Here is a 20688-nt window from a genome sequence, read left to right as displayed (position 1 = left end):
GCTAAAAAGGAAGGTAACGAGATGAATTGGATAAAAAAGGTGATAAGCCTTATTTTGATTGGATTGGCTTTGTATTTTATTAGTTTTGTAGTGATTATAGCAAGTCTTATTTACGGTGTTTATCCATTTTATATCCCTTTTATAATTGGAACTGCTATCGCTTTATTTCTCTTTATCATTAATAGATTTTTTACTATCCTAAATACTAAGCTAACTCGATTACTTGAACGTATTGGGCTCGTGATTTGGTTTATTCTACTTGTAGGCATGTTCGGATACAATCAATATCTTGATCGGTTACCTACATTAGAAACGCAGGAGCCTGACATGTCACTTTATCAACCATTTGACAACGACGGACGGGTAGCATCTCTTGATCAAAACGCTAGTTTCCAACTAACTGATAATTTGCCGCGACTAGATGGTGCCACAGCGCTTTATCCTTTATATGCCGCCTTTGCCCAAGCGGTATATCCTGAGGGGCATTATGATATGGATGAGAGTGCGATTACGCTTAGTACTACCCCAAATGCCTATGATAAATTGATTAGTGGACAAGCTGACATTATTTTTGTTGCTGGTCCATCCGAAAGACAATTAGTAGATGCTGAACAGCAGGGAGTAACCTTAAATTTAACACCGATTGGTAAAGAAGCGTTTGTTTTCTTTGTCCATCACAAAAATCCAGTTGATTCATTAACAGTAGAACAGATCCAAGCCATCTACAATGGTGAAATCACCTCTTGGTCTGAACTAGGTGGAGAGAAAAGTTCAATCCGTGCCTTTCAACGTCCTAAAGATAGCGGTAGCCAAACTGCCTTAGAAAATTTAATGGGAGAAAAAAAGCTTATAGAAGCTCCCACCGAGGATCAAGTTGATGGCATGGGAGGAATTATATCAGAAACAGCAAGCTATCGTAACTATCGCAGAGCAATTGGCTATTCGTTCCGTTATTTTGCTATGGACCTTGTCGAGAATGATTCAGTTAAATTTTTAAAAATTAATGGTGTATACCCGTCGAAAGAAACGATTGCCAATGGGCAGTATCCGTTAAGTAGTTATTTTTATGCGGTGACAACAGATCAAGACAATCCCATTATTAATGAATTTCTAGACTGGATTCTATCGGAAGAAGGTCAACTCTTAATCGAGAAAACCGGATATGTGCCACTCAATTAATGATCTAGAGTATTTCGATTGGAAGCGTTTTATTCGCTTTATTCTACATGCGTGGTACAATATGTACACATACTAGAAAATGAGGTGATTTTGTGAAGACGATTACGCTAGGAAATTCCGCTTTAGAAGTGAGTCAAATTGCATTAGGCTGTATGCGAATGAGCCATCTAACTACATCAGATGCAAAGCATGTTATTGAGAATGCTCTATCACTAGGTATTAATTTCTTTGATCATGCAGACATTTATGGTGGTGGGAAATCAGAAGAGATTTTTGCAGATGCGATTGGAATGGATTCAACAATTCGCGAAAAAATGATTCTGCAATCTAAATGTGGTATTCGTAAAGGATTCTTTGATTTTTCAAAGGCACACATTTTAGACTCCGTTGACGGTATTTTAAAACGGCTAAAAACAGACTACTTGGATATTCTACTTTTACATAGACCAGATGCCTTAGTAGAACCTGAAGAGGTAGCTGAAGCATTTTCTAAGTTAAAAGAGTCGGGTAAAGTCAGACATTTTGGAGTTAGCAACCAAAACCCGATGCAAATTGAGCTATTAAAGAAATATGTCAAGGAAGATTTAATTATTAATCAACTCCAGCTGAGCTTAATGCATACCCCTATGATTGACGCTGGCTTGAATGTAAACATGAAACACGAGCAAGCAATCGACCATGATAATAGTATCCTTGATTACTGCCGTTTAAACAATATAACCATTCAACCATGGTCACCATTTCAGTATGGTATGATGAAGGGTGTATTTGTTGGCAACAGTGACTTCCCTGAAATTAATGAAAAACTGCAAGAACTAGCCGAACGAAAAGGCGTCACAGACTCAGCCATTGCCATTGCTTGGCTACTAAGACACCCAGCACAGATGCAACCAATTGTTGGTACCATGAATCCAGATCGATTAACTGATATTGCAAAAGCCTCAGAAATTGAACTAACCCGTCAAGAATGGTATGAACTTTATCTAGCTGCTGGAAACAAATTACCATAGTTATTCATCATTAGCTTGAAGTACGGACTATCCTACTCCAAGCTTTTTTTAGTTAGAGGGTTTATTAAAACCCTTGGGACTCATATAGAGTGCGACCACACAATCTAGCGCTTTACTTCTGATGGCGTTATTTCAATCCACGCACTCATATAGAGTGCGACTTGTTTTTGATTATAAAAATAACATTTGAAAGGAATTTCAATCCACGCACTCATATAGAGTGCGACTTGGTTTTTGTGCTGATGTGTCCAACCAATACGGAATTTCAATCCACGCACTCATATAGAGTGCGACATTTAAAGATCAGTATCCTATTGGCTTTATTTTAATTTCAATCCACGCACTCATATAGAGTGCGACACTAGTTGCTATTGCAGTAGAAAATTACATCAAAATTTCAATCCACGCACTCATATAGAGTGCGACGGGCTATACAGGGTAAGACCAGAGTTATTGGAGATTTCAATCCACGCACTCATATAGAGTGCGACTTTAGTTGAGATTTACATCGAAGGTTATGGAGTGATTTCAATCCACGCACTCATATAGAGTGCGACTACGACGACTACCAAACTACCGTCAATTTAGAGTTATTTCAATCCACGCACTCATATAGAGTGCGACCGTTATATATACACGATTGGCTTAAAGCATTTTTATTTCAATCCACGCACTCATATAGAGTGCGACTCATACTTAATTTTATTAAGGTGGGGGGATGATTATTTCAATCCACGCACTCATATAGAGTGCGACGTTCCATTCTCCCATCTTGATACCGTTGATTGAGATTTCAATCCACGCACTCATATAGAGTGCGACGGCTCTTAAAACCTTCCATCAATTCGGCATGATTATTTCAATCCACGCACTCATATAGAGTGCGACTTCCTATTTGTTGAAAAGTAGGTACAGAGCGATTATTTCAATCCACGCACTCATATAGAGTGCGACGCAACAAGAAACTTCACCAAACGAGCGAATGAAATTTCAATCCACGCACTCATATAGAGTGCGACTTAAAATCAGGTCATATAACGTTTGATGAATTTAACATTTCAATCCACGCACTCATATAGAGTGCGACTCAAGCTTCCAGATGGATGGGAAAAGAAAAGACAAATTTCAATCCACGCACTCATATAGAGTGCGACTCAACAAACACAAGTAACTGGAGATAGTACATGGATTTCAATCCACGCACTCATATAGAGTGCGACCTGAGACAAGCAACATAAGTATGCGGGAAGCCAATTTCAATCCACGCACTCATATAGAGTGCGACTTGGGAACTTAGATATTGATGTAGAGCAAGCAAAATTTCAATCCACGCACTCATATAGAGTGCGACTATTGCAAGATGCTAAGACGGGGGAAATCCCAAGTATTTCAATCCACGCACTCATATAGAGTGCGACAGCTACAGATGCCTTAAGCAAAGCATTAGGTATTATTTCAATCCACGCACTCATATAGAGTGCGACTTAAAGCGCCAAAAGGGCAATACAATTCATTTGGATTTCAATCCACGCACTCATATAGAGTGCGACCTAATGCTTTTCTTCTTGCGATCACTTTTTAACTATTTCAATCCACGCACTCATATAGAGTGCGACTTGAAGTACCTTTGGAAACTGGTTTAACGTATCATTTCAATCCACGCACTCATATAGAGTGCGACATCAACGACTTTAAATTTGAAGGAGTGATCTAATATTTCAATCCACGCACTCATATAGAGTGCGACGTTTCGTTGTCTATTAGCAAAACTTACGAAGGTTGATTTCAATCCACGCACTCATATAGAGTGCGACGTTATAAAGTGTGTGTTGCACCTCTGTTTCTCTGATATTTCAATCCACGCACTCATATAGAGTGCGACTCCGCACAACATTATCTTGCAACAAAAAAGGAGACCATTTCAATCCACGCACTCATATAGAGTGCGACATGGACTTAGAGTATAACGAAAAAATAAAGCCTAATTTCAATCCACGCACTCATATAGAGTGCGACGACATATTAAATCAACAAAACAAACGCTACCTTATTTCAATCCACGCACTCATATAGAGTGCGACAGATGTATCACAATATTTCTAAGGAGTGACATGTGTATTTCAATCCACGCACTCATATAGAGTGCGACAGCGAAAAACTCCTAATTTATAGAAAAAAGTTCAGTTAAATAGAAGTTTTTCGTTTATTTTTCAAAAAATAGACACTAATATTGAGCTAAAATATTCAAATTAGTATTAGTTTGAGTATTTTTTTGGTGCGGGTCCCCTAGGGATTTTATGTGCGCTTGGGGTTCGCACCATTAAAAAATTAGGGGTTCCTCCAAATCTAATGAAGGTTTCGCACCAATGTGGTCCACTTTATTTTTATAGTTCTTACCTAGTCGATAAATACGTAAACTATCTTTCTCTTCGTCTATTAGAGTAGTAAGTTCTAATTTTAACGCTGTTAGTTGAGCTGAATCTACAATACATTCAAAAACAGAATTTTGAACGCGTTGACCATAGTTTTGGCACACTTTGGCGACTTTTCTTAGTCTTTTAGCTCCTCCTAGACTAGATGTTTGGACATCATACGTAATTAAAACAAGCATATTTCACCTACTTCCACAAAAATGGCGGATACTCATCTAAATCGCCACGTAAAAATCGTGCTAGTAATAAAGCCTGAGCATAAGGCACAAGTCCCCACGAGATTTTCTCTCCAAGATATGGATGAGTGATCTTTTCTTGCTTTTTCTTTTGCCACGCTCTTAAAAATAATTGGCGCGCTTCATCTGTCATAAGAACTGCTCCATTTTCCTTTTTGTAGAAGCCATCTGCAGTCATTTCTCTACGATTAATGAGAGATAATACAAATCGATCAGCATAAATCCCCCTTAATTCTTCCATCAAATCTAGTGCAAGGGAAGCTCGACCAGGGCGGTCTTGATGCATAAAACCTACATAGGCATCTAGCCCAACTGTTTCAAGGGCTGCTGAGACATCATTTGCTAATAGGGTATAAGCAAATGACAACATAGCATTTACATTATCTTTAGGAGGTCTTCTTGATCTCCCTTGAAAAGTAAAGCTATCCTTCTGCTGAAGAATCATCTGGTCAAACAATTTATTATAGTTTATCGCTGCTTGACCTTCCCAACCACGTAAGCTTTCTAAATTATCACAGTTACGAACCTCCTGTAAAATGACCGAAAGAAATTTCGATACAGCTTTAAATTGTTCAACATCTACTCGAAGGGAATGTTCTCTGGCTATACGTTCAAGTATCCACTTGTTATTGTAAATTTTACCCACAATAAAATTCCGAGCAATTTTTGTTGACTCTTCTTCATTTTCAGATATTCGATACTGAGTCTTTCTTAAAATGACATTGCCCCGGCTTTCTCCAACAACTCTTGCCAGAAAGCGACCACTTTTAGTTAAAAAAGCAATAGAAATACTTCGTTCAGCACAATAACCCATTAAAGCAGGACTGGCTCCTGTATAACCAAAGCTAACAATTGCCTCCAAATTATGAAGAGGGAGTCTACCGAGTTTTTCATTCTCTTTTAGCAAAACAACATTATCACCATCAAGGGACAAATAAATATCTGGCTGAGTTACAAATAAAGTATTTAATAGCTTTTTCACTCGCTCAGCCTCCCCTCAATATAACTTTTTACAGAACGTTTATGCATAAGCTTCGGTAGACAAATATGCTGTAAAGAACAATTTTGACAAAATGGACCAGTCTTAACTTTTGGAGTGTAACGTTTGTCATAATACTGATGCATTTCCTTCGCCATTTCTTTGACTTTATCTTTTAAAGCATCAGTAATAGTCACCTCCACACGATGCTTAATCTCATTGTAAAATAGATATCCTTTATCGATGTTACATACAAGCATTTCTTCTAAACACATGGCTTGGGCGACTAATTGACTAACATCCTCATCACCCTTCTTTGGCTTACCTCGCTTATATTCCACCGGGAATACCTGATAAGTTCCGTCGATACCTGATAACTCAATTCCAGTTGGAGACTCAACAAATTCTACGACATCACAGACCCCATTAATTTGAAGTTCATGTGATTGAATCGGCATAGCTCGAACAGTAAGTTTGTTGCCCCGTTTTTCTTTAATAAATGGCTGATCAGCTTTTTTATGCAAATGCTGCCCTTCTATAGTTCTAACATTTTCTTCCCACTGTTGTTCAATGTGAATCAGGGCCCACTGCCGTTTACAAAATTGAAAATGCTGCAGGCCCGATAACATTAAGTAGTCTTCTACTTCTTTACTGGCCATTAATTACCTCAACGGAAAGCCCCTCTAAATTGTTCAGTTCTACGGCATAGTTTGCCTCATCAAAAGTCTTCGGTGAATCCGTTTTCGATTCAATCTTTAAGGAACGATGTACCTTAGCTGAAGAGTACTGACCAAGTTTTGAAGCATGTTCCCACCAGTATACTTTATGGACTTCCATACTACCATCTGGACGGGCTGAAGAGCTATCATTTTCAAAAAGCGTAATAAGAGCTTGTTTAATTTTCTCGGCATCCGCATTTGTAAAACCCGTTTTTTCAGCAAGCTGTGTATTAATGCTGCCTTTAAAGACATAGACACCAAAGTCAACACGATGTTTCATCCCCATTGTATCTGAACTCCGTTTATCATTCGTAACCGAATTAACACTTTTAGTAATTTGAGTGCTAACTATATCGATCGGATCAATACTTGTTGCCGTATGGATCGATACAGGGCCACGTACACCAACAGATAAGTTAGATCCCTTGAACGCAAATACTTGTCCAAAACTCCGAACATCAATCCACTCTTGACTAGCAATAGTAGCAAATTCATCTACAGAAGCATTTTTGCTTTTTAACATTTTCGCTAACTCGGGGTGAGCATCTGCCCGTTCTCGTAAGCTTTTATATGAATCTATCTTTCGATCATCCGATTGAACAAAAATAGACTCTCCCATATCCTGCAAGCGATTACGAATTTTCCGCTTAATGGCTACATCTGAAATCTCTCCATGTCCATCATAGTTTTGTCTTGGGCGATTGCCATTAAGGGGGTCCCCATTAGGATTTGCCTTTGAAACAGATAGAACAACAGCAAAATCAATTTTGTGATCAAGTATAGTCATGAGATTGTTACCTCCTCTTTTTTCTTATAAAGTTCACGACGTTGACTATAAAAACCAAGTAAATATTTTTCCGTTAATGGTGTATTATTAAAATCACTAACATCAAATTGGTCACTAATTTCATCAATTAATCTCGATAATCGTGTCGCTTTTGTTCCAAGCTTAGCCTGATATGGTTGTAAACTCTCTTGAATTGTTTTCCAAGTACGACTAGGGTTTTTAGCAAAAGAATTCATATACCTAATCGCATTGGTAGCTCTTGGCTCATCCTTACCGAGGGCACCTCGTTCTAATACATCAGCAACAGCCAATAAACGTCCAAATAGATAGCTGCGATCCGTGATCGTATTATCAAGTGGCACGTTCCATTCCTCCTTTTTTTCATTCAGCATTTTCCTGATTAGCGCACAGGCAATACTTAATGTTTTTTCCCACTCCCATCGTTCCATAGAAACTGGGTTCGAAGCACGGTGAAATGCACTTCTAACAATATCCCGTGGAACTTGACGTTTATCTACAATACATGGCAGTAATCGCTCCATTAACCCTTTTATAACTTTCTCACTTGCCTTAGGTCCATAAGCTGCAAATGCAATATCCTTCGTTGCTGGTGCACCGTAAAAAACAACTAATTCCTTTTCTTCCCTTCGATACCGATGCTCCCAAGCACAAGAATTATGCCACTCTACTAAACGATTTAAATAAAGCTCTTTATTGATATTTCTATAATAGAGAACAGCCATTCTTCCAGTTGTAGCAGAGTCAAGTACAAGAATATTGACCTCCGGTTGATACATCAAGTCATGTTGATAGCCGGTGATTGCTTTTTTTACTTCAGCAGCGAACAAATGACCTGTCTCCGGATCTCGTTCAAATCCACGATTAGAATGTCTCATGAAGTCTACCGCATCGTCATCTGGGTTTGGAACCATGCTTTTATGGTCATGACTCCATACTAAAAATACCCGATTATCAATCGTTTTTCCTTGGCGGTGGATAAGCCATTTCAAAGCATTATGAGCCTTTTGTGAGACCTCATAGCTAATGCCGACTGCTTCTCCACTTGTTTTGAATCGGCCACGAAAGGTAAAGCCTGTATTGTCATTAGCAGAGATGAGTTTAGCCTTATCAGCTGCATGACGAATTTTATTGGCGTGGCGTTCAGTGCTCGGTCTCCTGTCTCCCATAACATAACAAATATCATCTTGTCCTAATTTACCATGATAAAAATTAATAAATGACTCATACATTTCTTTATCTTTCCAAACATCATCTAGTGACTCAGGCAGATCTACATTAAATCTAACAAAGACACTAAATTGATCGGTAGCACCGCTTGAAAAAATAGTAGGTTTTTCACCAAATTGATCTTCATATTTTTTGTCCCACTTTTCAATTAAGTGTTGGTGCTCGTCAACTACCAGTACCTGCGCATTAACTAAGTCTTCAATAAGTCGACCCCTATTTAAATATGTGTAAATACATTTAACCTTCTCTGTTGCATATGGAGAATTAGCCCATTCACCTAACTTTTTGATGTAGGCATCGAAAGGTACATCATTTTCATTTTTGATTTTCCCTCCGTATTTAACAAAATCACCAGCCACATAACTCAGTTTATCGTGAAGGGGGTAGGGTGCGACTTTAGAACCTGAACGGCTAGCAGCTTCTTCTGTACAAGGAATGACCGTACTTTCTTTATTCAATACTTCTGCCCTAAGCAAGTCACCATCTTCATCAAGTGTGACTTCTACATGAGCATTTTGAGTTGTATGAGAAATGGGTAATAGCGTATATTCTCGGTCTTCTCCTTTTTTCACCGTCTTGCCAACCTGATCTAAATTGACATCATAGGTTTTGTATAGTTGAAGTAGCCAACTCACTTTATTCACCTCCTAAATCTAGAAGTAACTGCTCAACGGATTGGACTTGATTTGGACTAAATTTTTTTGGCTCCATTTCTTTAATAGGACGAATGATCGTGCATTCTTCCGGCTTTGGAAACTTAATATAACCATTGTTCATCACTGCTCGCCACAACCGAACATCAAGCTGATTGAACCCCGTTTCATCAGGATAGTTAAAACCGTGAATCATCGTTCCTAACTGGTACTCCTCCTGCCCATCATAGAAACCTTCTCCACTACCAAACTCACACGGTGCAACATAGCCTTGGCATTCTCTTGTACCAAGAAAAATATCTCTACGTCCACCAGCTTTTAATGAGCGTTGGAGTATGCTGTAATGTTTCCCGTCAATTCGATCAAATGCTAGATCAGGGCGGTTATCATTAAATTCAAAGTGGGCTCTTACCTGATAATGGACATCCTTTAAATACGTATAATGGGCGAGGGTATTTCCTCCTCCGTACTCAATTGGACGTACACCTTTAGATTCCATTTGGATCGGTTTCATAACACGTAGCTCATCAATAAAATAGACAATCGTCGGCTTCCAATAAATACTCTCAACAATCCCTTTTAGGGCCTGATAAGTTGGTACACTATACGATAACTTCTCCCCACCAATTTTAGTTAGTGGATCAGTGAACAATGCGTAGTCACCGAATAGTTCAAATTGAATTTCATTTTTGTATTTGCTTGTCATGAATTTGGATTCACCTCCTTTATTTAGTAAACAGGGCTCCTTAGACCTGTAATCTAAGGAGCTAATCCTTATCTAACATGAATGGATTTGAGAATCTCAACAATATTTTTTAAGATGTCAAGAGATAATTCCTCCTGTTTGTTAGACACACATGTTGTATTTTCCTTAATTTTCATTACTTATCCTCCCTTTTCAAAAAATAAATAATATAATGGTAATTTAACACAGGGTAATTAATTTGTAAACCCTTCAATTATTTAAGTAGATGAACTTTTATATATCGGATTATCTATGTGACATTAATTAAAAAATATGATATAGTTAGTTCATCGCTTATAGAGCGCGGATTGAAATATCTAATTAAAAAGTTGGAAACCTGTCTATAATTAATTTTAGATAGGTTTTTCTACTAAAATGACATAAATTCCATCCCACCTTCTCCTTGATCATCAACTCCATACTCATCGCTATACCAGCCTTCCTTGAGTTCATAAACCATCCCATCTAAGTGCACAATGATTGCACCCGCTTTGATTAACTCCCTCATCTGTTGTGGATAAAGATTGACCGTATATTGTTGTGCCTGCTTTAATGTCTTCGATATATCGTCGATCCATTCATCACTATTTAATTCAGCAATAATATCCTTACCTGCTCCATAAGGAACAAGGACTGTTGTTGTCCCATCATCGATTACCCGAAAATAATCTGTTGCCGTTTTACAGCTGCTATTTAACAATAGTGGGAACACCTTATTGTTTTTCTTTTGATAATGAAGCACATAGCTATTTTCTTTATGCATACTCATCAATAGCTTTGTCATATCTTTCTCTACTTCTCGAACATAATAATTCAAATCGACATCCATCTTATGATAATAAGCAAGGAAATATTTACGCATAGCCGCTTGAGAAATTAACTCCCCGCCATATTTATCAGGCTTCTTTTTAAAACTAGCAAAAATGTTTTTAGAAATACCTTTACCTATTTCAATTTCCTTCAGCTTGGACAACCTTTCTTCTTTATGATCGATCACATATACATGCTGTAGCGCTTCTTCTCCATGTCGATTGCAACGACCTGCAGCCTGTGCAATCGAACCAAGACCAGTAAGAGATCGAATGACACATTTGAAGCTGACATCAACCCCCGCTTCAATTAATTGAGTGGTCACACAAATAAATGGAGTTTTTCTTTCAAGATTTCCCCTAATTTTCTTAAGTTGATCTTTCCGGTGAGCAGCAGCCATGGAGGTACTCAAGTGAAAGACTGGAACACTCTCTTCCTTTAGTTCTTTATACAAATTCTTAACGACAGATTTTGTGTTTAAAATAATGAGAACATTACCCCATATCTCTATATTTTCTTTAATCCATTTGGCTAAATCCTTAGTTCCCAATGCCTTTTCACTTTTATCAACAATTTCAACCCGTTTAAAAGCTTGTGTTACTTCATTAAGGTTTTCCACAATTTCTCCATCACGATTTTTTAAGAGACTATGGTTTACTTTTTCTAATGTAGGCTGTGTAGCCGTACACAGAAGGACACTACTATTAGCAAATGTTTTCAAAAAATTAAGCGCTTCATTAAAAAGTGAAACACACTTAGTTGGTACCTGCTGTACTTCATCAAAAATTAATACAGAATGAGTCAAATTGTGTAAACGCCTTGTATTTCGGTTTCCTTTAGCGTAGAAAATATTGAGAAATTGAACAAGGGTTGTAAAAATGATTGGACTATCCCAGTTGTCGCGAGCAAGTTTAAGCCTTTCCTTTTTTGTGATTAAACCATCATCTTGTTCATCACCATTGGAACGATCACCTTCATCTTCCATTATGACATTTGAATGATGCTCTAATATGTATTCATCTTCATCCAGGATATTTCTAATCTCTTGAGCATTTTGTTCTATGATGGTTGTAAAGGGAACAATATAGATAATTCTGTGCTTATCATACTTTTGAGCATGCTTGAGCGCATATCTAAGACTGGCTAATGTCTTGCCTCCCCCAGTTGGTATAGATAATGTATAAATACCAGATGGTCTCTCTGCAAATGAGTCACACTGCTCTGACATTTTAGTTCGTAAAAGATTGATGGGCTCACAGGCATTACTCTTAACTTTTAATTCCATAAGATGGTTAAGTAATTTTTGGTAGTATTTCTCGAACAATAATTGATACTGAAGAGGACTTTCTGCATGTGCCTGTTCATCAAAATGCCTAGTATTGGTGCGATCCGCATCAATTAAACAACTAAAGATGTATTTAGTAACAAAAAAGCTTTGTGTGGGACTATGATCAGTAAACTGTTTCAATTCTTCTACTGCTCTGACTACGTATTGTCTAAAATCTTTGTCTGTTATCGTATCCGTAAAAAAACGCTCAACAGCTAATTCGTATTCAGGGAGACTTTTTTCTTTTATACGCTTCAAAAAATCAGATTCACTTTTAGGAGATATGTAATCATGGAGATTTGCATGGTGTGAAATGATCGCGTTGCCAACAATTTCAGCAAGCAACTTTTCATAAGGAGTATTGTCCTCGGAGTGGTATAGTTCAAAGAGTAGTCTACCGCCAGCGGTCGCATGATCGACATCGCCACGTTTGAATTCAGCATTATTTGGCTCCCAAATAGCTTGATAGATATATAATTGAAATCTATCACTGTATTTACCTAAATCGTGTAAAAGTCCTGCTAAACCAGCTACATGTTTTAAACCTAGCTTCGATCCTAAACATTCTGCTATTTTCTGAGTACCAAGCAAATGTTCTTTTAAAGTCTGTTTTTCTCTATCTACTTTTCTTACATGGGCCATATACATATCCATCATCCCCCATCTTTAGACTTATATATGGTTATTCTACCATGACTCAAGTATAAAATCACTAATAATTAGACAAAATAACCCATTAACTTTCTGTTACTCTATTAATCTAGATTTCGGGTTAATAAACTGATAATATAAAGAAAAATTGATGTAACGTTCCTTAATGTTAGATGACTGCCACTCTCCTCTGTTCAAAAATATGATGCCAGTTAACTGATAGAAGTCGTCCCTAAAAAAACACTTGGTCCTCTATATGGTTAAAGAATAGAGTTAATGACGGAGCTATACTATTTAAGAGTTCTAGATAATCGTTTTTTTATTCTAAAAAGGTGCCATCCTGATGGATAACACCTTTTTCCTATTTCCCAACTATATTCCATTCTGGCTTAATTTCTTGCATAATTGCTCAGCTGCAGTCAAAGCGGTATTGTCATTTAAAATGTCCCCCGGTTTACTTCCTTTACCTAAAATATAACCATCTAATGCCCCACCGAAAAAGCCCATTATATATTGAAACGAGAGAACAAGCGGTAAACCTTTTATATGGGGTTCGTCCCCACCAACTGCAACTAAGTATGTTTTCTTAGTTCCCATTTCCTTACGAAAATAGGGAAATTCAGGGTCTCTCAATGTTTGTGTCCAACGGTCAACAAAATTTTTCATAAGGCCAGACATTGTATACCAATAAATTGGGGTGGCAAAGATAAGAACATCATGCGCCATGACACGTTCAATCACGCTTTTATAATCATCTCTTAGATCTTGAAAGCCCTTTTCAGAATGACGCTGATCTTCGATGGGAAGAATCTGATAATCCCGCAAATATATCCTTTCGACTTGTAAACCTTTGATTACCTGTTCTGTTAATTGTTCTGTATTTCCCTTCTGACGTGAACCACCATAAATCACAGCTATTGACATCATACCATCCTTTCATGAACATCTGTTTTTTCTTTTAAAATTTAAATCCTTAAATGTTAAACCGCAAAACTCCGAAATACGAAGCCCTGTTTTTAAAAGGATTTCATCATGATACTTGTTGTAAGTCTTATCAGACTTTACAAAATCAAATAACTGTTCATTCAATGCTTCTTTTGGTATGGTGTCATCATCAATAACAGTATTCAATTCAAAGTCAAATGGATTTTTCCTTAGACAATCGTCTTTTTGCTGACATGACAGTTGCTCCTTTCCTTATGGAAAGAGACTTGATACGACTTAAAATAATTATAACATATACAAGACTCTTTGACGGCGCTAGATAGCGTCTAATTTATCTATCACTTTTTCAAATTGTCTTCGTCTTATCTGATCTGAATTGATAAATTCTTCTTACCTAGTCCGAGTACAGTTTCTCACCTTCTATAAACAAAGTCAGTAAGTATACTAATTATTTTCTGATTCAGTTTATTCATTATCCTCATTTAATAGCATTTCATTTTGTCCATCTCGATCAATTCGATACAGTTCATTGTCTATTTTACTATTGTAATAAATATAATCATCATCACTGGTAATACTCCATGCTGGTTTATTCGTGATTTTCCGAATGTTAGAATCACTTAAATTCATGGCATAAATACTATAGTTATCCTGACGGTTGATATAGAGTAATTCGCTGTCAGTAAGGAAAAATTGTGTTGTAATAATGTCAGGAATCGTCATTTCTTTTTCTGTTTGAATATCATACTTGATGATTTGGTAAGCTTCATTCGGGTAATAAATATATCTGCCGTTATAAGCTATATTGTTAAATACAGAAGTTTGAATAATCGTATCTGTTTTTCCAGTTAGTCGATTAATTCGTCTTATTTGATTATCATCAACCACAAAATAAATATGCTTTTTATCCACAAAAAAAGAAGTGATACCAAGGAAATCAATGTCATCTGTCGTATGTAGACCTAAAAAAGTATCCTTAGTCATATTTGCATTCTTTTCATAGATTATTTTTTCATCAAAAGTTGTGGTATCCACTTCAATAAGCGAGAGTCGATTGGTTTCCTTATAAAAACCTGACTTATCATAATCCATTTTCAGATAATAGACTAAGGAGCCATTACCATATATATAATTTTCTATACTCGTTAAGGATGAGAAAGGGCTTCTCATAAGATTGTTTATTTCTCCTGTTTCTTTATCTTCAAATACAGGTCGAATATTCTCTACATCCGATTCATCTATATAAAAACGGTAGGAATCATTTTCAAAAGTTTGTCTAGAAATAGAGTTAAAAATATCATGTTCATTATCTACCTTATTAGAAAAGTCGCAACCTACAAGGGTAACTGCAATCATGCAAAGAAGCAGCGTTATGCTAAGTGATTTTAGCTTATGACGTCTTTTCCTTGCATACCATGCATTCGTATGATAATAGAGTATAACTATCCATGCGCCAATTCCTATACACAAACTAATAATTAGTAAGATCACCAAAGTCATCACCGGAACCCCTTCATATATCAAGTCTATTTGATCAGTAAAAGGATTACGTTCATATTCACTTCCTCTGAAATACCCTGTAGAAAGCATAAACCCAAGCGGGCCTGGTAAAAAGTACTTGGAAGAGTCCAAAGTAAATAGATAGTACGGAAGCAAAATGATAATGGTTGAAGAAAATAACGTTAAAGCATATTTCTTTGTCAATACAGAAAATAACATAATTAACATCGCAAAAATCAAATTGCCAAATATTTTTAAAATGGTAGACCATAAAAATGTAGAAGATAATGAAATTTCTTTTAGAGATGCTCCAAAATAAGACAAACTTTGAAGAGGGTAGTTCCCATGATCTAAACCATATTTTATATCATAAAATCCATATCTCAACATTATTGATAAAATAGAAATGATAATAACAACGAAGAACACGAGTAACATTTTAGAAATAGCATGCTCTCTTGTTCCTTTACGTAATGTCAAATGAAGAGAACGCATGTCACTTGAAAATTCTGCACAAAATACAGGAGTTACTAGCAATAATAACAATAACAGCAAACCAAAGTCTAACTGTTCTGTAGATAGCAAACCATCCCAACCATTTGTAGCCAAATAGTATCTGTTATCGGGGTTTTCACGGACATACTTATATTGATCGAAAATAACTTGAAAACCTCGTTCATTCTCTATTATCTTTTCTAAGGCAGGAATTGAATCCTGTAGTTCTTTCTCTGAAATATGCCCATCATAATAATCATCATAGATTTTTGTCAGTTCTACCTGTGCTTCAGAAATTCTATTAGCTTCATTTCTAAATAGTTGTTCGGTTTCATCTGTATGTGAACCATTTACTAAATCTAAATAATATTGATAAGAAGAATTATTCTTTTCTAATTCTGGATTTTTCGGAGAATCAAAAAAGAAAAGAAAGGCGAAACTAAAAATAAAATATAAACTTACCCAAAGCCATCCTTTTTGATAAAAAAACATTTTTTTAATCTCATACCACCTTATCGACACGTTTCTTCACCCCGATTCGATATATAGTATTTTTTCTTTGAAATATGAAGATCGCTAATAGAAAAATTCCGCCCCATATTACCCCCAACAAGATAGCTGCCGTATAACTAAGGATAGGAAATCCAAATAAATTCACAAACTCCGTACCACCAAATAAATCACGATGAACAACTAAAGAAAATGGATTAATAACTTTAAATATTATTTGTTCGGAACCCATGTATGCTTCTTGAAAATAAATAAATCCGAACATAAAAAACATATTGATAATAAATGGAAGTAAAGCGTTTTTAAAGAATAATGAAATGAATAAAAATAGATAAGAAACAATTAAAAATCCTATTGTCTTTACTACTAATGATAATAGTGCATATTCTCCTAAGTTAATATCAAGGGCTGTATTGGCAAAATTTTCAATAGCATAAATCGGTGAAAATAATGCTTCTAAAGAGCCAAAAAAACTAGCAAATGCAATAAAATCAATTAGCCCAAACCAAAAGGAGATAGCAATAACAAAGACGGAGGCAGAAAATAACTTGGCAAAAATAGTTTTTTGTCCACCTGCTTTAGTCGTCAATAGAAGTACATTCATTTCTGTTTCCTTTTCCGTTACAAACACACTCATTAAAGCATATAAACATATTAATATGACAAGAAAGGCGGAAAAATCATAATGAATATAGTATTGAAACATTTCAGTATAAGAAAACGAATCAATACTTCTTCCTTGAAATCGATTCAATATGATCTTATTTTTTTTATATTCATAATCATTTCCTAACGATTCAAAAAAAGATACGTTTTCGTTAGCAGTTTTTACAACATCATTTGCATATTGCTTGTACATATAAGCGTATTCCATCGGGTCAACAAAATTCCACTTAAAAAATAAATGATCATTGTACAAATTCCCTGTATATGTATTAGGGTTATTAGTTTCTGTGCTAGCGGTTTTATCTGCTGTTTGTTGCTCTAATGGTTTGTAGATAGACATTAATGTTTCAATCTTTTTATCTGTCATAACCCCTTTAAACTGTTCATAGATTTCATTCCAATAAAGTTCTTGCCATTCTGGATTAGCTGATGAAGATAATAGAGATTTCTCATGATATTCACTATATATTTTCGCAATATTTAATAGACTGAAGCATATGATCGCGATAACTAAGGACTTTTTCATGAAGTGTTTTCGGAATTCAAAAAAGAACAATCTCACCATTTCTCACCCTCACTAGAATAATACAAGAATACATCTTCTAAATTTGGCTTTACATGAACAGCATGGTCAGCAGGTTTCTCGTCTGCAATCACTCTTAAATGTATACCTTGGTCATCTCGCATCATACTACTAATTTTAAGATGAAGCATTTCCTCTAAAGAATCGTCTGTTACTGTGATAGACCAGACTTTTCCCTTTATTTCATCCGTAAGTTTCTGAGGAGCTCCTTGCTTAAGAAGTTCTCCATTTTTCAGTAAAATAACCTGATTAGCTACATGTTCAATATCTGATACAATATGTGTCGCTAACAAAACAATTCTATTTTGTGAAAACTTCGTAATTAAGTTTCGAAATCGAATTCTTTCTTGAGGGTCAAGTCCAGCAGTAGGTTCATCTAAAATTAAAATATCGGGATCATTTAACATTGCTTGAGCGATACCAACACGTTGTCGCATTCCTCCCGATAATGCACCAACTTTCATATCCTTAGCTTCACTTAAATTGACCATTGACAATAATTCTTTTGCTCTTTTTTCTCCCTGTTCTTTTGGAATACCTTTTAGTACGGACATATATTTTAAAAATTCAAGGACTGTAAACTCTTTGTAAAATTGAGGGTATTGCGGCAAATAACCGATATGAGATAAAAAATCAATGCCAATTTTTTCAACATCACGACCATTGATTAATACCCTTCCTTGATCACTCTTTAAAATACCAACAAATATATTAATTAATGTGGTTTTACCAGCTCCATTTTCACCCAATAGACCATAAATACCATATTCTAAATTGGAAGAGAAATCCTTTAGTGCCCATTTTCCCTTGTATTTTTTAGAAATTCCTTCAAATGATACTTTCACTAGCGGATACTCCTTTGAAAAGTAATTTATTTAAAAATGATTAACGATTATTTTTGTTTCTATATCTTCTTGTTTAGATCCTAATAAAAGAATAATCGTTCTTGTATCATCTACTACCTTTAGAATAGGCTGTTGATTAAGAAGTGCTTCTTCATCAACGGAATTTTGTAGTTCTTCTATTAGTTCTCCAGTCTTTGTATCATAGATACGGATGATATAATCTTGATTTGATGAACGAAATGTCGCAAAGTATGCTCCTTCATCAGAGCCTGCAATTATACCACTTTCATCTTTATCTGTTAGTGTATGGATGGTTGTTTTTTCCGTCTTCTGTTCCATTACCATCAATCTACCAGTAGCATTCGTGACATCCTCTGCTAATAATATCCAATCATTGTAAGCAATCAAATCTTTACAAGTATAATTATCAAATGTATGATTAGACAGATTAGAGCCATCTATATTAACGATTCCACAAGTATCATAAGAGGGTTGATCAAGTTGTGATGGTAGTGTCTGTGCTTTGAAAGCTATCTGTGTTCCATCGTTAATAAAACCAATCTGTTCCAATGCCGCTAAATTGGAACGAGCCGCCAAATTATCAGATGCTAAATCAAGCACTTTTGTCTTTTTTTCCAATTCAAAATCATATAGATATAAACCAGAGTCGGTTGCATAGGCCATGTTCGTTCCATCATGATTAAAGGAAATTTGTTTTAATGACATTAAAAAATCGTCTTCCTCTAGCAATTGATTGAAGTCAAAATCAAACTCTTGTTGTAGATCCTCATTATAGAAAACACCTTGATAATCAGGCTCCCATTCTATCATACTAACACTATCATCTTCCATTTCTTGAATAACCACGTAGCCATTATCAATGATCCAAACCCGCTCATTCTCCTTTGATTCTTGTGAAACTTCTGTTAGTATGTTTTCTGTGTCTAAATCATATAAATATAACCTTTCTGCCGATATTAAAACTTTTCCTTTTCCAGCATAATGCACATGACGTATATCTCCTTGTACTTGCTCCAAACTCGAAATATTCTCCGTAGATTTAGAAGGAGAGGAAGAATCCGTATTTCCTTCTGTATCTACGGAAGTATCTACTATGGGCGTATCTTTTTTTTCTTCTTGTTCTTCTCCTGTTTCTGGGGCTGTACATCCTACTATGAAAAGTATAAGCAGAATAAATATAGAAATAGTAAATCTTGATTTCATGGTAAATACTCCAATCATTTATATAATAATACGGATGGTGTTTTTAAAGGCGTAAGGACATTCTCATAAAAGTCTTCTGGATTCACTGGTGTTGATACAACATAAAAGGTACTAAAATCATCTAATGTATCTATATCAATTTCCACATCAATAACAGACACGTCACCTTTAGTCAATTTTGTTTCAAATGAAGTATTTCCTTCTTGATCAGAGAGAGCTTGATGATTCAAATAAAAAGTGTTTTGATATGCTACACCTGGATGACCAAGAATTTTTAACTTCATATGTAAGTTACCTTGATCAGTTATTTGAAAGTTTGTTTCATTGTCTGGTTTATCTTCTATCTCGACGAAGTTAAATACATTAGTATCTAACATTTCTGAATCAATTGTGGTTACTCCACCACCTAACTTTTCTAGAAAATCATCCGTTACAGGTTCAGTTGATATACTAATGTCGTTTAAAACCTTATGTGTTGGAAGATCATTCATATTTAGAGATTCAGGGTTCTCATGAAATTCTATTGGACGTATTACAGACAAAGGATGATGATAACCACCATAAGAGGTTGTTTCCTTCATATCTGGAATAAATGAAGGGTTGTATATGCTGGTAATCGTTACATTAACCGTTTCTCCTTCTTTTCCAGTAATCGGTGTAAAGATAAATTGAAACGGTGTATCAACACCCTCTTCTTCTAAATCAAAAATATGCATGTATTGATAATCTGACTCCGTCGTATTAAGTTTATATGGTTGTGCAATGCCGTCTACATATACTAAGAAACCAATATTGGTTGCTTTTCCTTCTGCTTGAACAGAGTAATCTAATACTAGTTCATCTCCATCATAGGTTAAAGGTATTACTTCATCATTATCATCTACTTCTATATTGACGAAACTATGTCCTATAGAGCCCATAATGACTGTATCTTCTTCATCTATTTCAAATGGATTGTCATTATTTTCATTAATTGCTACTTGTTCTTTTTCTTCCTCCACATCATCTTTGGAGCACCCCGCGATAATAAGAAGCAATACAATGAATGAAAATCCATATTTGAAGAGTAATCTTTTGTACAAAATATATTTCTCCTTTCATGTTTTTGTTTATTGACTTTCCACGATAGTAGCATTACTTACTC

At 35.7% G+C, this 20688-nt stretch carries 15 protein-coding genes, 1 pseudogene and 1 CRISPR repeat array; of the genes and pseudogenes, 2 read left to right on the top strand and 14 right to left on the bottom strand.

The annotated features are described in order from the left end of the window. Positions 1-21: 21 nt before the first annotated feature. Positions 22-1179, top strand: coding sequence for a PstS family phosphate ABC transporter substrate-binding protein (locus tag ASE01S_RS14140; protein ID WP_067843788.1), 1158 nt, complete (start codon positions 22-24; stop codon positions 1177-1179). 92 nt (positions 1180-1271) lie between these two features. Next, positions 1272-2189 (top strand): aldo/keto reductase, encoded by a 918-nt coding sequence (locus ASE01S_RS14135; protein WP_067843785.1) that lies wholly within the window; start codon positions 1272-1274, stop codon positions 2187-2189. A gap of 129 nt (positions 2190-2318) precedes the next feature. Further along, positions 2319-4338: a CRISPR direct-repeat array (repeat unit 32 nt; unit sequence ATTTCAATCCACGCACTCATATAGAGTGCGAC). Positions 4339-4509: 171 nt separating this feature from the next. Here ASE01S_RS14135 and cas2 read toward each other — a convergent pair. The 14 genes and pseudogenes from cas2 to ASE01S_RS14070 form a co-directional block, all read right to left on the bottom strand. Beyond that, a complete protein-coding gene (gene cas2, locus ASE01S_RS14130) occupies positions 4510-4800 on the bottom strand; it encodes a CRISPR-associated endonuclease Cas2 (protein ID WP_067843780.1) in 291 nt (96 codons plus the stop codon). Positions 4801-4807: 7 nt separating this feature from the next. Continuing rightward, on the bottom strand, positions 4808-5839 hold the full coding sequence (gene cas1c / locus ASE01S_RS14125) for a type I-C CRISPR-associated endonuclease Cas1c (RefSeq protein WP_067843779.1): 1032 nt from the start codon (positions 5837-5839) through the stop codon (positions 4808-4810). Further along, the gene (gene cas4, locus ASE01S_RS14120) at positions 5836-6495 is read right to left on the bottom strand and encodes a CRISPR-associated protein Cas4 (RefSeq protein WP_067843778.1); all 660 of its coding nucleotides are present in this window, start codon (positions 6493-6495) and stop codon (positions 5836-5838) included. The genes cas1c and cas4 overlap by 4 nt, the downstream gene beginning before the upstream one ends. Then, entirely contained in the window at positions 6485-7342 is an 858-nt protein-coding gene (cas7c, locus tag ASE01S_RS14115) for a type I-C CRISPR-associated protein Cas7/Csd2 (protein WP_067843773.1), read from the bottom strand. Before cas7c ends, cas4 begins: the two co-directional genes overlap by 11 nt. Then, the gene (gene cas8c / locus ASE01S_RS14110) at positions 7339-9225 is read right to left on the bottom strand and encodes a type I-C CRISPR-associated protein Cas8c/Csd1 (RefSeq protein WP_067843770.1); all 1887 of its coding nucleotides are present in this window, start codon (positions 9223-9225) and stop codon (positions 7339-7341) included. Before cas8c ends, cas7c begins: the two co-directional genes overlap by 4 nt. A gap of 1 nt (position 9226) precedes the next feature. After that, on the bottom strand, positions 9227-9949 hold the full coding sequence (gene cas5c, locus ASE01S_RS14105; RefSeq protein WP_067843768.1) for a type I-C CRISPR-associated protein Cas5c: 723 nt from the start codon (positions 9947-9949) through the stop codon (positions 9227-9229). Positions 9950-10358: 409 nt separating this feature from the next. Next, positions 10359-12773 carry a CRISPR-associated helicase/endonuclease Cas3 gene (locus ASE01S_RS14100; RefSeq protein ID WP_067843767.1) on the bottom strand — a complete coding sequence of 805 codons (2415 nt, stop codon included), beginning with the start codon at positions 12771-12773 and terminating at the stop codon, positions 10359-10361. 375 nt (positions 12774-13148) lie between these two features. Further along, entirely contained in the window at positions 13149-13700 is a 552-nt protein-coding gene (locus ASE01S_RS14095; RefSeq protein WP_067843764.1) for a flavodoxin family protein, read from the bottom strand. A gap of 27 nt (positions 13701-13727) precedes the next feature. Continuing rightward, positions 13728-13946: pseudogene (locus ASE01S_RS15620) on the bottom strand (tyrosine-type recombinase/integrase); the annotation flags it as partial. A 240-nt stretch (positions 13947-14186) separates the two neighbouring features. Beyond that, positions 14187-16208: a DUF5050 domain-containing protein gene (locus ASE01S_RS14090; protein ID WP_067843761.1), complete on the bottom strand. Its 2022-nt coding sequence runs from the start codon at positions 16206-16208 to the stop codon at positions 14187-14189. A gap of 10 nt (positions 16209-16218) precedes the next feature. Then, positions 16219-17457: a hypothetical protein gene (locus ASE01S_RS14085; RefSeq protein ID WP_067843759.1), complete on the bottom strand. Its 1239-nt coding sequence runs from the start codon at positions 17455-17457 to the stop codon at positions 16219-16221. Beyond that, a complete protein-coding gene (locus ASE01S_RS14080; protein WP_067843757.1) occupies positions 17451-18320 on the bottom strand; it encodes an ABC transporter ATP-binding protein in 870 nt (289 codons plus the stop codon). The genes ASE01S_RS14085 and ASE01S_RS14080 overlap by 7 nt, the downstream gene beginning before the upstream one ends. Positions 18321-18350: 30 nt before the next feature. Next, entirely contained in the window at positions 18351-19544 is a 1194-nt protein-coding gene (locus tag ASE01S_RS14075; protein ID WP_067843754.1) for a hypothetical protein, read from the bottom strand. A 14-nt stretch (positions 19545-19558) separates the two neighbouring features. Further along, positions 19559-20626 (bottom strand): hypothetical protein, encoded by a 1068-nt coding sequence (locus ASE01S_RS14070; RefSeq protein ID WP_067843751.1) that lies wholly within the window; start codon positions 20624-20626, stop codon positions 19559-19561. Between the last annotated feature and the right edge of the window lie 62 nt (positions 20627-20688).

The sequence above is a fragment of the Amphibacillus sediminis NBRC 103570 genome (assembly GCF_001552275.1).
Taxonomy (GTDB): domain Bacteria; phylum Bacillota; class Bacilli; order Bacillales; family Amphibacillaceae; genus Amphibacillus_B; species Amphibacillus_B sediminis.
Note: the sequence above shows the minus strand (reverse complement) of the source record. Positions and strands in the feature narration are given on the sequence as shown.